Source organism: Acidisarcina polymorpha (assembly GCF_003330725.1).
GTDB classification, from domain to species: domain Bacteria; phylum Acidobacteriota; class Terriglobia; order Terriglobales; family Acidobacteriaceae; genus Acidisarcina; species Acidisarcina polymorpha.
Genome location: NZ_CP030840.1, coordinates 3,927,270 through 3,941,221, shown reverse-complemented (window position 1 = coordinate 3,941,221; position 13,952 = coordinate 3,927,270). Strand labels below are relative to the sequence as shown.

At 57.6% G+C, this 13,952-nt stretch carries 11 protein-coding genes; 2 read left to right on the top strand and 9 right to left on the bottom strand.

Features of this window, described 5'->3' with window-relative positions:
* The 9 genes from ACPOL_RS16700 to hemE all read right to left on the bottom strand — a co-directional run bounded on the left by ACPOL_RS16700 (nt 1) and on the right by hemE (nt 11,364).
* The gene (locus ACPOL_RS16700; RefSeq protein ID WP_114208057.1) at nt 1-669 is read right to left on the bottom strand and encodes a hypothetical protein; all 669 of its coding nucleotides are present in this window, start codon (nt 667-669) and stop codon (nt 1-3) included.
* Nucleotides 670-730: 61 nt separating this feature from the next.
* The gene (locus ACPOL_RS16695; RefSeq protein ID WP_114208056.1) at nt 731-1,870 is read right to left on the bottom strand and encodes a glycosyltransferase family 2 protein; all 1,140 of its coding nucleotides are present in this window, start codon (nt 1,868-1,870) and stop codon (nt 731-733) included.
* Nucleotides 1,867-2,664: a lysophospholipid acyltransferase family protein gene (locus tag ACPOL_RS16690; protein WP_150133041.1), complete on the bottom strand. Its 798-nt coding sequence runs from the start codon at nt 2,662-2,664 to the stop codon at nt 1,867-1,869. Before ACPOL_RS16690 ends, ACPOL_RS16695 begins: the two co-directional genes overlap by 4 nt.
* A gap of 2 nt (nt 2,665-2,666) precedes the next feature.
* On the bottom strand, nt 2,667-4,217 hold the full coding sequence (locus ACPOL_RS16685) for a phytoene desaturase family protein (protein WP_114208054.1): 1,551 nt from the start codon (nt 4,215-4,217) through the stop codon (nt 2,667-2,669).
* A gap of 107 nt (nt 4,218-4,324) precedes the next feature.
* Entirely contained in the window at nt 4,325-5,848 is a 1,524-nt protein-coding gene (locus ACPOL_RS16680) for an aldehyde dehydrogenase family protein (protein ID WP_114208053.1), read from the bottom strand.
* Nucleotides 5,848-7,398, bottom strand: coding sequence for a phytoene desaturase family protein (crtI, locus tag ACPOL_RS16675; RefSeq protein WP_114208052.1), 1,551 nt, complete (start codon nt 7,396-7,398; stop codon nt 5,848-5,850). Before crtI ends, ACPOL_RS16680 begins: the two co-directional genes overlap by 1 nt.
* Nucleotides 7,399-7,806: 408 nt before the next feature.
* Nucleotides 7,807-9,231 carry a protoporphyrinogen oxidase gene (hemG, locus tag ACPOL_RS16670; protein WP_114208051.1) on the bottom strand — a complete coding sequence of 475 codons (1,425 nt, stop codon included), beginning with the start codon at nt 9,229-9,231 and terminating at the stop codon, nt 7,807-7,809.
* Entirely contained in the window at nt 9,231-10,283 is a 1,053-nt protein-coding gene (locus ACPOL_RS16665; RefSeq protein ID WP_114208050.1) for a ferrochelatase, read from the bottom strand. Before ACPOL_RS16665 ends, hemG begins: the two co-directional genes overlap by 1 nt.
* Nucleotides 10,276-11,364 carry a uroporphyrinogen decarboxylase gene (hemE, locus tag ACPOL_RS16660; protein WP_114210870.1) on the bottom strand — a complete coding sequence of 363 codons (1,089 nt, stop codon included), beginning with the start codon at nt 11,362-11,364 and terminating at the stop codon, nt 10,276-10,278. Before hemE ends, ACPOL_RS16665 begins: the two co-directional genes overlap by 8 nt.
* A gap of 308 nt (nt 11,365-11,672) precedes the next feature.
* Here hemE and ACPOL_RS16655 point away from each other — a divergent pair, with 308 nt between their 5' ends.
* A complete protein-coding gene (locus tag ACPOL_RS16655) occupies nt 11,673-13,037 on the top strand; it encodes a multicopper oxidase family protein (RefSeq protein ID WP_236656839.1) in 1,365 nt (454 codons plus the stop codon).
* Entirely contained in the window at nt 13,030-13,881 is an 852-nt protein-coding gene (locus ACPOL_RS16650; protein WP_236656838.1) for a hypothetical protein, read from the top strand. The genes ACPOL_RS16655 and ACPOL_RS16650 overlap by 8 nt, the downstream gene beginning before the upstream one ends.
* Nucleotides 13,882-13,952: the final 71 nt, after the last annotated feature.

Below are 13,952 nucleotides of genomic sequence, written 5' to 3'. Positions count from 1 at the left end.
TCAGTCGGTCTGCTTCAATCGTCGTGACGCGTCTTTGCCCCCGGGACTTGACCCGTCAAGACGGACCGCCGCTTCAAAGGCGTTACGGGCGGCGGCAGCGTCACTCTTATCGCTGAGTACCTGGCCGTAATAATCGAGCGCGGCCGCACCGAGTTGCGGGGGCAAGCTTCCGTTGGCGACTGCCTGGGCAGCGCGCGGAGCGATAAAGGCAAAGTCGCTTTCAGCTTGCTCCCGGCGGTGAAAGAAGAAGGGAAGATGCCAGGTCGTAGCAGCGCGGATAAACCGGACCTCCAGATTGGTGGAGTCTTGATCGACCGCCTGGTCAAGTTCATGCAATCCTTGCTGAGACAGCACATGCTTATTCCAGAAAGCCCAGGTGCGGGCCGCGTCAAGCAGATCGAGGCTGCCGATATAGGCCTCGACTACGGCATCATTGGGCCGTTCACTGGCGAGCGCGGCAAATTGTTGCCTCGCTTGCAAGTGCGCGGCATGATCGCCCTCGAGATCTTGAAAGTAGGCGAGCCGGGCGGATGCGAGCCGCTGATTGAACGTAGGTGAAAGAGTTTGCTGACCGGTCGAACGTGCCGGGTCCTTTGCTGCATCGGCAAAGATCCGAGGCAGAGTTAAGGCCCCAACCAGGAGCGCGACTTGGAGGTAATTGATCTTCATTCCGAATCGAATTTTATAAGCTCACATTCGGGCCGAACAGTCTTCACAGGAGCATTCGTAGCTAGCCTGCGTTGTAGACGCGGTCCTTCCACGTCGCTTGCTGGCCGGCCAATTTCCTAAAAAACGCATACCACTGAAGAGCCAACAGTACCGCAATACCGATCGGATGCAAGACTGCGCTCATCAAGCGTTGACGAAAACGCATAACTGCGACGAGCCGGGGTAACAACGAAGCGAGCACGGCAGCAAAGATCCAGGGCCTGATTACGCCAATAACAGAGAGCGGTGTAATCAGGATGGCAACCGCCAGTAGCAGCGGGGCTATCTGGCCGAAAAACAGAAGTCCACTGAAGAACAAGATGCGGGAGGGGGCAGCAAGTCCTTCGGTAGCATTCTTCGCGAGTCCGCTCCATACTTCCGAGGAACATTGATACATCCGGCAGGTCGCAAGATTCGTTAGGTCCGCGATATCGGTGCGAAAACCATGCTTTCGTAACAGCTGCGGTAGCAGAAGCCCGTCATGCATGGTGGTGCGAATGGCGGCGTGGCCTCCGCTTTGAAAGTAAGGTGCACGGCGCACCATCAGGAACTGGCCGCAGCCGGCAGCAAAGCCCGGGGCCCGAAATTTGCGCATGCCGGCAATCGGGAGATAGGCAAGCAGAACGAAGTGGATCAGCGGAAGCAGTAACCACTCGAGGAAGGTCTTGGTTTCTTGAAATGGAAATCCACTGACAAGGTCGGAGCCGGAAGTCTCGAGAAATGCAGACATCCTCGAGAGCGCTCCCGGCTGAAGGCGGACATCTGCATCGAGAAAACAGAAGGTGTCATAACGGGCGAGTGAGGCCAGAACATAGCAGGCGTGTTGCTTGCCGTTCCATCCCGCTGGGAGCGGAGGCGCGGGCTCAACGCGGACCCGCGGGTCGCTTGCAGCGATCTGAGCGACCATCTCTTCCGTACGGTCTGTCGAGGAATCATCGAGAACAATAATCTCGAATTCAATATCCCGGGAGAGCAGCACGCTTTCAACGGATGCACAGATGGAACGCTCTTCATTGCGCGCCGGAATCAGGACAGATAACGGCTTGAGTTCAGCTATTCCGCTCTTCCGCGGTTCGTGATAGAGAGCGACGTTCCACAAAAACAATGCTGCTGGAACGACGGAACAAAATAGGACGAGTTCAATTAGACGAATAAGAATCATGAGCGATGAATACTCCCATGTTCGGCCTGGTAGCGCTCTCCGCGGGAGCCGGCACGGAAGCGCTGCCAGAGGTCGTAGAAGGCCCCGACGCCCGCGCCTCCCTCAAGCAGCGCTTCGAAGTGACCGGCGTCGCGAGTGATCGCGAGACGTGCAAGTTCATCCTGAGCCGCACTCAACGAGGCGGCTAGTACCGCGTTGCACTCGGACGTCTTCGAAAGGCTGTCGCTGGCACGAAGAGGAAGACCGATGTTCAGCAGTATCTCCGGAAGACGCTCATCCCAATAGGTGTACTCGATCGCCAGCGGTATCAGTGTTGCTGAGGGGAAGCGCGAAAGCAGCGAGGCCAATCCCGTTTTCAAAACAAGTGGCCGAGGCCGCGGATCGGTAAAGTGGCCTTGCGGTGTAAGCCACAAAACCGAGTTCGGTGTCGACAAGATTTTTGCGCTGGAACGAAGAAACTGCCTGGCCCCGCGTGGCGAGTTGAGTTCAACCGGGAAGAGCCCGAGTCTGCCAAAGAATCCATAACGCGCCAGAGCCGACTCATCCATAGGCGCGTAGTGGCTCGCAAGCGGCAAAAAGTAGCGGGAAACCATGATGCACGTCAGCGGATCCCACCAGGATGGATGGTTGAGATAGATGATTGTCGGGCCCTGCACCGACCGCGGAAACCTCTCGCTATGGGCGATGCGCAAAGCATGGAAGTGGCGACCGATGTACCAGCGAAGATAGAGGGCAAAGGCAGCCAGCAGGCGCCTTGAAGGCTTGGTGACTGAATCACCCGGTCTCCGCTCCATGTTCATGATGCGGCGGAAAGCGTCTCTTCGATTTGCCTGCGTGGCGATCCTCCGGTGTACCGCTGGTCGAGCGCATCGGCAGCAATCCATCCCGACATCATGACCATCGGCATGCCGGGACCGGGGTGGGCCGCGCCACCAGCGAGAAACAATCCGTCCACTTCGCGGCTGGCATTGGCAGGCTTGAACGCTCCATTGAGACGGCCATGACTCGAGAGGCCGTAGATTGCGCCGTTCAGCACCTTGTAGCGGTTGTGAATGTCGACTGGCGTGAGTGCCCTTTCGAAAACAATGCGGTCTTCTATATCGGTCAGGCCCGCAGTCCGCTTGAGCTTGTCGAGGATGACTTGGCGATAGGCCGGAAACATCTTTGACCAGTCATGTTTAGGGCGCAGAAAGGGCGTGTGCACGAGGACGTAAAGCGCATCGCCGCCGGGAGGAGCGGTCGCCGGCTCGGTGCGTGTCGTCGAGGCGAGATAACAGGTCGGATCCGGCGCTGGTTCGCCGAGATCGTAAATGTGGTGAAACTCCTCCAGCGGATCGCGTGAGAATACAAAGTCATGATGGGCAAGATGGTCATAGCTTTTGCTGAGTCCTAAGTAAAGGACGACACCAGAGCAAGCGGGTTCATATTCGCGCCGCCTATCGAACGTTTTTGCAGTCTCTCCGCCAATTAACTCGCGATAGGTCCGCACGGCATCTTCGTTCGAGATGACGGCGTCGAACTTGTACTGCTCGCTGCCGCCAAAGCTATTCGCAATCAGACCGGTAATCTTTCCGTCTTCGACGAGCAAGCGCTCGACCTCGACCGCAGTGCGATAGCGAACACCCAGTTCCTTGCCGAGTTTGACCAGCGCCTCGGGAACGGCGCGTGTGCCGCCCATGGGATACCAGATACCCTCCTCCGACTGCATGTGGCCGATCGCGCAGAGGATGGCCGGCGACGCTTCCGGCGAGGAACCTACGTATTGAACGTAGTGATCAAGCATCTGCGCCACGTTTGGGTCTTTGATGAAGCTGCGAATAGTTCCGCCGACTGTCTGGCCAAGGCGCATCCGCATAACGTCTTTGAGCACCTTGATATCAAACGCGCCGTTGATATCGAAGGTGTCCCACATCGAACCCACTGACTTCCAGAAGAAGAACTTGTCTGAGATAGTATGCAGCTTCTCCGACATCTCCATAAACTCGACATAGCGCTGCCCAAGACCAGGCTCGCGCTGATTCAGGAGCTCGGCCATCTCGCCGGTTTCGTGCTTAAGATCCAGGACAGAACCGTCTTCAAAAAAACAGCGCCATTGCGGGTCGAGGCGCACCATATCAAGATAGTCGGAGAGTTTGCGGCCGGCTTCCCCAAAAATTCGTTGGAGCACCGAAGGGCGTATGAGGATAGTCGGTCCCATATCAAAGCGGAAACCCTGCTCCTGCAACTGCGCAGCCTTGCCGCCGAGCCAGGCATTCTTCTCAAATACTTCGACATCGTAGCCGCGGGCGGCGAGGGTACAGGCCGCGGCCAGCCCTCCTAAACCGGAACCGATAACTGCTACACGCATTGCACTTCTCCTGAATTGCGAGCCACCCTATCTCGCTTGTTTAACCAAAAGGGCGTCGTGCTTCTTAACTCTCTTCAGCTGCATTCCGGCTACCACAACATCCATCGTCACTTCAGTTTCATCATGGCGCGTAGGAATTCGCGCGCGCCCTGCATCCGTGAGCGCCAGCTTCCGCCGTGGGCCGCCCGTATGTAGCCGGCGATAAATTGGGAATGGTGCGGTGTGGGCGGTGCGTAGGCGCGCCGGTCCTTTGCAATCTGAGTTTGGATCGTCTTGAACGTGGTCATTTCAAGTAACCCTTCGCGACCTCGGGTTGCTCCGAAGCCGCTCCGTTTGCGGCCGCCGAAAGGGGCACGGGGATCGGCGGTCGATACGATGATGTCGTTGATCAGTACTGATCCGGCCGGGATCCGCGACGCCAATCGCTGCGCCTCATGGGGTCGTCCAAACACCGCGGCAGTTAACGCGTACGGACATCGGCTATCCGCTTCGATCGCCTCATCCTCATTCGAGACCTCGATAATCGAGAGAACCGGTGCGAATAGATCTGTGCGGCATAAGTCCATATCTGCTGTCGCTTGAGTGACGAGGGTGGGATGGAGCAGTGTTCCTCCGGCTTGTGCGCGGATCGCACGGTTGAACCCGTTGAGCCTGAAGTGGGCGCCCTTGTTCTCAGCATCGAACATGAGCTCCTGAAGCAGATCACTGGTTTTCTCGGGAACATGCACCGGATCGAGGGCACTCAAAGCGTCCTCGAGAAGACCGCCCAGTCTTTCTGCCACAGCAGTAGTTGCAAATACTCGCCGCGGCGCCATGCAGGTTGCCGATCCGTTAAGACGCATGCCAAAGGCGAGAGCTTCGGCGGTCCGGCCCAGGTCTGCCCCGTCGAGAACAAAAACCGCGTCGCAACCGGAAAGCTCCATCACGGAAGGGGTCAGAGTTTCCGCCAACTCGTGAAGAACCGTGGTGCCGGTGGCGGCTGATCCGGTGAGGAAAACTTTGTCGACCCCCGACCGAATAGCTGCGGTGGCGGCAGTGGGCGCCTCCTCTAGGACTTGCAATAGCGATGGGTCGATGCCTGAAGCAATCAGCAGCAGCCGGCAAGCTTTCGCCGCTGTTCCTCCTCCATGTGCGGGTTTCCAAAGAACCGCGTTGCCAGCGGCCAACCCTTGAAGCGCCTGAACCCCGGGCAGGAACAGCGGATAATTCCCCGGGCCGATAATCAACACTATCCCTATAGGTTCGCGCCGAATCTCTGTGGAAACGCCACGCAGCCAGAAAGGCCGGTTGTCAGAGCCGGGGCTATATGGCGCAAGGATGGAGGTTGCTTCGCGTTCGAGAAAGCGGCAGGCCTCGGCCAGCGGCAGGACCTCGGAGACGAGCGTATCGGCATGCGTGCGTTGCAGACTACCCGGCAGATGATTGGGGATGGTTGCAGCTATGTCGTCGGCTGATTCGGCAAGCGCGTGGCGAAATCCGCGGAGAATTCTCAACCGATCTTGCAATGGGACGCCCGCCCACGCCTGCTGCGCGTCTCGGGCCTTACCGATAAGGGTCGCCATGTGTTCGGTTGCAGCGGCATCCATACCGTTTCCCTTCTCTGCGAAGCCTGCGCCCACGCGCGCCCTCATCAAGAAGCTGCCTCGTACATCGGCGCCGGCTGCAATGTCGCTTGCTCCGCCCAACGTGGCTGCACGTTCAAGTCTTCAAGCAAAAGCCGCGACGTGATGCGCGCGGATTCGAAGATGACGGGCAATCCGCTTCCCGGATGCGTCCCTCCCCCGACCAGGTAAACGCGATCTAGATCTTCAAACCGGTTATGCGGACGGAGATGAAGCATCTGCCTTAAATTATGCGCCATGCTGAACGTCGCGCCCTGATGCAATCCGTAATCGAGCTGCCAGTCCTTTGGAGTAATGATCTTCTCGAACCGAATGCGCTCTTCCACTCCTTCGATGCCGACCTTCGATAGTTGAGCGAGAACCGTCTTACGAAACGCCAGTTGTTGCTCGGGCCAGTCAATATTTGGAGTTTGATGGCTCACCGGCGCAAGTATGTAGAGGGCGCTTGAACCGCGCGGAGCAAGGCTCGGGTCGGTAACGCATGCGTTCTGAACGTAGAAAGAAGGGTCGTTCGAAAGAACGTGATCTTTCTCAATATCGCGAAGGTTCTGCTCGTAATTCTTGGATAGGTAAATAGTGTGGTGAGCAACGTCTTTGTAGATGCCTTCTATGCCGAGATACATCATGAATGTCGAGCAGGAAAACCGCTTGGAGGCAATGCGTTCGTTGGTCCACTTGCGGCGCAGTTGGTTGGGCACCATACGACGCATGGCTTCAGCAAAATCAGCGTTCACGACAACCGCATCGGCCTTCAGAGTTCGCGATGCGGTCTTGACGCCCGTAGCTTTGCGTCCGTCGAAGATCATGCTTTCGACAGGTTCTTCGAGCAGGATCTTAACGCCCAGGTCCTGGGCTACACGAGCCATTGCCAGAGTGACCGCTCCGCAGCCGCCGATGGGATGAAAAACTCCGTGCTCGTATTCGAGGAACGACAGGATGCTGAAAAGGCTCGGACAGGTGAAGGGTGACATGCCGAGATACTTCGATTGAAAACTGAAGCCCAGCCGGATTCGCTCGTCGGAGAAGTACCGGCGCAAATCAGTATCGAGCGAACTCCAGGGCCGCAGCGTCGGCAGCATCTTCAACATCTGGAGCTTCGCCAGATCGCGCCAGCTATCGAAGGGATTCTCGAGAAATGGCAGAAAGCGGTCGAGCTTGTTCCGGTTATCCATGAAGAACCGATGGAAACCGGCGGCATCGCGAGGACATAGTGCTGCGATGGCTTGCTCCATCCGTTGGAGGTCGGGGGTCGCGAGCAGTTCACCGCCCGAACCGAAAACCAGGCGGTATTGGGGATCCAGCCGCTCCATTGGGACCTCAGCATCGAGGTTGCGCCCGGCGGCAGCGAAGATCTCGCGCAGCACCCGCGGATACAAGAAGAATGTCGGACCCGTGTCGAACTTGAATCCTTCGCGCTCGATCGTCGAGGTGCGGCCGCCGACGGTGGCGCGCTTCTCGACAACCATGACTTCTACGCCAGACTTGGCGAGCAGAATCGCAGCAGCTAGGCCACCTGGACCGGCTCCGACGATCACTATCTTCTGAGTTTTTCTCATCATTGAATTTGACAATTAATCGGCTCTGCGGAAGTACCAAGACCGTGATTGCCGGAATTGCGATTGAACACCATGGTTCAAATCTTTCATAAGCAAGTCACACTCACCATACTCTTTTGAAAGGAGTTGAAACGAGAACTTGACTTTCAACTGGCAAATGTTGCTCGCACGAAAGTGCCAGTCTGAATCGCTGAGAGGCGGAGTGCGTCAGCGAGAGGCGACGGCGCCGAAGAGCTCAACTAGGACTTCCACCGATCCAAGCAGAAGGCAAGAACATGCGATAAGCAGGCGCTTACGGACTTCGGTCATCGTGAACCTCCAGGCAGACGCAAAGCTCATAGTGCCTAAACCGGAGACGATTGAAATGTCGCGAAAGTTGAGGTTTGAGGCAAGACGTCGGAGGCAAACAGATCAGGAGGCGAGTAAGCTATTTGCCAGAGCGCGGCCTTGACGAACCAGGTCAGGTAGACCGACTCCATGAAAGGCGTTGCCGACCAGGTAAAAGCCGGGAATTTCACGGCTGATTTCTTCGATCCGGCCGACTCTGCGGCGATGGCCGATCGTGTACTGCGGCAGAGAACGAGGCCATCGACGAACCAGAGCGATGCTGGGTTCGGGTAGTTCGCCCAGGATGTGCGAAAGGCGGCGATGACTCAGCTTCAGAATGGAACTATCGTCCTCGTCCAGGAGCTTGGGGGCAGACTCGCCTCCATAGAAGGCGCGAATGAGCATGCCGCCTTCGGGAACTCGGTGTGAAAATTTCTGGTCGACAAAGGTGGCGGCAAGCAGCTCGGGCTCTTGGCCGATCAATTCATTTTGGGATTGAGGAACGAGAAAACCGAAGCCCTTAGGAGTTTGCACCGAGCTAGCCAACTCCGGGCTAAAAGCAAACGCGACCACAACCGCGGAAGTTGCTTCGATGTCCAAGAGGGAGCCTAGTTCGGAATTCCAGCGCGCGACTAATCTGCGGCTGATGTGGACCGGAGTTGCTAAAACCACCCTATCGAAGCAGGCCAAGCCAGAACGAGTAGCAACTTCCCACTCCCCTCGGCTCCAGTTCATCTCCGAAACCGGCTCACTCAAGCGGAGATTAGAGGGTGGAATGACGGCCGTCATTCGTTCGACCAGCGTTTGCAGGCCGCTCTTCAGAGTCGTGAAGACCGCCGAACTTTGTCGTTTCTGAGAACGTTGCTTTTGTAGCGCAACCACCAGGCTGCCGTATTCCTGCTCCATCTTGACGAAGGGCGCCATCACTGCCGAAGCGCTGAGCTGACGAATGTCGCCGCCGAAAACTCCACTGAGAAGTGGGCCAGCAACCTTTTCGGTGACCTCACTGCCAAAGTGCCGCTCGACAAAACAGGCCACGGACTCATCTTCCAGTGAAGGGCGCGCGGCTGCAGACGCCTTGAACTCCGCGGCCCGCAAGGCCTCTAGGCGATAAGCCTGCTTGGCTGCCTCGCTAAAAAGGGGCGAACGCTCAATATCTTCAAGGTCGGTGGGAACCATCATCCGCATGCTGTCTGGCATCGGAGTCAATTCGCCGTTTAAGAGCAGATAAGTGCGTCGAATGGCATCGTTCGAGGCGAGGATCTCTGCTTCGAGGCCAAGTTCCAGAGCGAGGTCGCGGGCCCATGGCTTTTCAGTCACCCATGAGTCGGGGCCGCACTCAATGACAAAGCCGTCTTGGTGAACCGTCTCAACGATCCCCCCCAGCCGTGCCGAGGCTTCATACAGAACGAAGTCAGCGTGACCGTTCCGCGAGAGTTCATAGGCGGTAGAGACTCCGGCAATGCCGCCTCCGATAATCGCTATCCGCGAACGAGAAGCGGCGCGCATCAGCTTCCCGCTGGGACGGGTTGAGCCTGCGGATCCGCAAGACGCAGTGCCAGCCGGCCCAGCGATTGTGCACTCAGGTCGGCAAGGGCCTCGGTTAGGATCGGCGACCCATTTAACGATTCGGTGCGCTCGAGCCTCATGCCTAGACCGGCAGCGAACTGCCGAAAGGAAATGTCGATATCGTAGAGGATTTCAACATGGTCGCACAGGAAACCGATGGTCTGAAGGATGATCGCCTTGCAGCCCTGAGAGCTCAGCGACGTCAGAGTGTCCTCGACGGTGGGGCCGATCCACGGACCTCCGGATTGGCCCTGGCTCTGGAAGGCAAAAAACCACTGTGACTCGTCCATGCCCGCCTGCTCGGCGACAAGGCGGGCAGTAGTCTTGGCGTCGACCGGATAGGGATCGGGTAACCCGGCATTGTTGGGGGGCCAAAGAATCTTATCTCTTTCCGCAGGAGCGGTTGGCGATGTGGGAGCCTGAGGCGTTTGAATGGTCCGGCAGGGCACGCTGTGAGCGGTAAACAGGACCGGAACCGTGGCGCCTGTCTCTTGGGCAAGCTGTTGACGAAGCGGTACCAGCCTCTCAGCGAATGCCTTCACCAGCTGTGGATGGTCTGCCCAGCCTTCCACGAAATCCAGATCCAGCGCTCCGCCAGCCTCTGCGAAGACGGCCCGCCGGTAAAGTCCAACGCTGGTTCTGGAATTCTGTGGAGCAAGGCAGATGACAGCTGCCGCGGTGACCCCATCGGTTCGCATCTGGCGAACCACATCGGCGATGTAGGGCTTCCAGTTGCGCATGCCGACATACACCGGCAGACCCAGCTTTTCCGATAGGAGCTGCCCCTGCAGCATGGTCAGTTCCGTCAACGGACTTTTGCCAATCAGCGAATAGCGATGGCGAATCTCCGCAACGACATGATCCGGCATGGGTCGGCCACTGACGACATTCCGAAGGTAAGCGGGTATGTCATCTAGGGTTTCGGGAGTGCCGTGGGCGAGAAGTAGAATTGCCGTTTTCCCAGTGGCGGTTCGAGCGGCGCCTTCAGCCACGGGCTCCTCCCAGGATCTGGGGAGAGAAAGCCGCCTGACGTCCGTATTCGCGGACGTATCTCACCACCGCCTGCACATTTTCGACCGGAGTTCCGGGAACAATGCCGTGACCCAGATTGAAGATGTGGCCGGGCCGCCCCCCAGCTTGGGTGAGGATCTCATGAACGCGCTTCCGAAGAAGCTCCGGCTCGGCGAAGAGAGTGATCGGGTCAAGATTGCCCTGGACCGCGCATGCATAATCCAGCGTCCGCCACCCCTCATCGAGCGGAATACGCCAATCCAGACCAAGCACGTCTACTCCGGTCTCGCGCATGGCGGGAAGCAGGCTCGCGGTATCGACTCCGAAATAGATCACCGGGACGCCAAGCGCCTGGACCTCCCGCACGAGGATCTTGGTTGCGGGAAGAACGAAGTCGCGATAATCGGCAACACTGAGCGCGCCGGCCCAGCTGTCGAAGATCTGAATGACGTCCGCGCCGGCGGCGACCTGCTGGGCAGCATATTCGCGCAGCACCGAAATCAGTTTGTCGAGCAGCATCCGCCACGCCGCTGGTTGGCGGTACATCAGGGTCTTGGTATGGATATAGTTCCGTGAGCCGCCGCCCTCGATCATGTAACTGGCAAGAGTGAAGGGCGCGCCGCAAAATCCAATGATTCCAAGCCGATCCTTGAAGTGGGCGACAACCCGTTCGATGGCCTCAGCGACATAGCTGAGTTCCGCGGCGCGGTCGGTACGAAGACGCTGAATATCGGCCACTGTCCTGACAGGATGATGCACAACCGGGCCTTCTCCAGCCTGAAATTCGAAGGGAAGCCCCATGCATTCGAAAGGCAGCAGCAGGTCGGCGAAGATAATGGCTGCGTCCACATCGAGCTTCTCGGCAGCGGTGATGGTCACCTCGGCTGCGAGTTTCGGCTGCTTGCAAATCTCAAGCAGGGTATGGTGTTGGCGTACTGCCTGATATTCCGGCATATAGCGGCCCGCCTGGCGCAGAAACCAGACCGGCGGCCGGTCGACCGGGCGTCGCAGGCAGGCGCGGACAAAGCGCGCTCCCGAGGTCAATGGGGATAGGTCCTGCATCGGATCGAGACCGGCTTTGATGAACGGAGCTGGAGAGATTCTGGTCATTTCGGTGGACGGCGGCTGCTATGAGGGTACCATCCTGGCTGCGGCTTTGGAGCGGCCAGCGGCTACCCGCTTGTGCTAATGAACAATGGAGGTGTGCCATTCCAGCACGCTCCATTTCGCTGCTCGCGACAAGATCGAGGCTCGACAATCTCGTTCCCTCGCAACAATGCCGCGGGTCGAGCCTGCGAGGCACGTTGGTGGAATAACAAGACCGCCTTTCGGATGACAACTCGGTCATTAGCGGCTGGTACCATCGACGAGTGTTCTCCCGGCGGGATTTTCTGAAACTGAGCGGCGTGGCCGCCGCTGCATCCGGGCTGCCGCTTTGCGCTCACCCTCTCAGTGCGGCAGACTACACCCTGGATATTGCTCCATATTCTCTGCAAATCTCCGCTAAACACTCCGTCAAGACCACCGCCTACAATCAACAAGTTCCGGGACCCCTGTTGCGCTTCAAGGAAGGGCAGCCAGTCACCATTGAGGTAACCAATCAAACTGGATCGGAAGAAGTAGTTCACTGGCATGGGCTCTTTCTGCCGCCGGATGTCGACGGTGCGATGGAAGAAGGCACCAATCCCATTCCGGCGGGTGCAAACGCGCGCTACACCTTCACTCCGCGTCCGGCTGGTTTCCGCTGGTATCACACCCACGTCTTTGCCGGAAATGACCTCAAGAAGGGCCAATATACTGGACAGCATGGATTCTTGTTGATCGAGCCGCGTGAGAATCCCGCCCGCTATGACCGGGAGTTCTTTCTCGCGCTCCATGACTGGGACGGCCAGATGTTGAGTAGCGGCGACGGGTCGATGAACCCGGCGTATAACTTTTCGACCATTAACGGAAAAATGCTCGGCTTCAGCGAGCCGCTTCGGGCGAAGCAGGGCGAGCGCGTCCTCCTGCATATCCTGAACTCCAGCCCTACCGATGCGCATTGGCTCGCGCTTCCCGGGCACGAATTTCAGGTGATTGCACTCGATGGCAATCCAGTGCCAAAAACCCAGACCGTTTCGATGTTGCGTTTAGCTCCCGCCGAACGGGTCTGTGCCCTTGTCGAAATGAAGAACCCAGGCATATGGGTGCTCGGCGAGGTAAGAAAGCACATTCAGTCGGCGGGTATGGGGATTGTGGTGGAATATTCGGGAAGCAGCGGCAAACCAATCTGGCAGCAACCGCATTCGCTCGATTGGAACTATGGACAGTTTTCGGCACCGGTCTCATCATCGGCAACCGGGGAACAGCTAATCGAAGTCCCGCTCATCTTCGAGTCTAAATTTGCAGGCCATGGCGCCCCCGACCATTGGATGATCAACGGAAAGCCCTTCCCGAACACAGATACCTTGACACTCCATCAAGGACAGCGCTACCGGCTCCAGTTCATCAATCGGAGCAACGATGACCACCCCGTCCACTTACACCGCCACAGCTTCGAGGTTCGGAGCCTGCCTGGCAATGGCCCGGGCAGCGACGCAAAGGTAAGAGGCATCATCAAAGATGTGATCTTAGTGGATGCTCAAAGCCGGGTGGATGTTGAGTTCACTGCGAACAATCCCGGCATGACGCTCTTTCACTGCCATCAACAAAATCACATGGACCTTGGCTTCATGATGCTATTTCGTTATGCATAAAGAGCTTCGCGAGTGGTGTCGCCGTTTCCCGGCCAAATGGTGGCCAGTCAGCTTATTGCTGGGACTATTTTGTGCTGCTTCCGCACACGCTCAGGGGAACTACGAGATTCAGGTCTATGGCGCCGCTACCGTTGAACCGAAAAGCACAATGGTAGAGTTGCATTCCAACTTCACCGCCGTGGGACAGATGCTACCCGCGAACGCGCCCTTTCCGACCGTCGACGGCGTCTACCCCACGAATCACCAGGAACACGAGACCTTGGAAATCACTCAGGGCATCAATGACTGGTCCGAGGTTGGCTTCTATGTCTTTACTAGCCTGCAGGATGGGCACGGCTGGCAATGGGTTGGGGACCATATTCGTCCTCGAGTCCGAGTGCCGGATTCCTGGCATTGGCCGATAGGCGTCAGTCTGTCGACCGAAGTCGGCTACCAGCGGGCAATTTACTCGCCGGACACTTGGACGTGGGAAATACGTCCGATTATCGATAAATCCTTAGGCCGGTGGTATTTCGCTGTGAATCCTGCGCTGGAGCGAACCTGGCATGGGCCGGACGTTGCGCAAGGCGTCGGTTTTTCTCCCGCCGTGAAGGTCGGATACGACTTCACCAAGTTGGTCAGCGGTGGCATTGAGTACTACGCGGATTATGGACGTCTGGGAAACTTCTACTCGCTTCACAACCAGCAGCAGCAGATCTTTGTTGTCACCGATTTGAATGTCTCCCCGAAATGGGAAATTAATATCGGAGCGGGTATTGGCCCAACCGCAGCGACCGATCGCTGGATCATCAAAGCCATTCTCGGACGCCATTTCTCATGGGTGAAGCAGCCACAGATCGAATAAAGGAGCAAGACGAAATGGCTTGGTTGCTTGCCGGGCGACTTATTGCCTGCCCTCCGGGCACCCTCTATGGG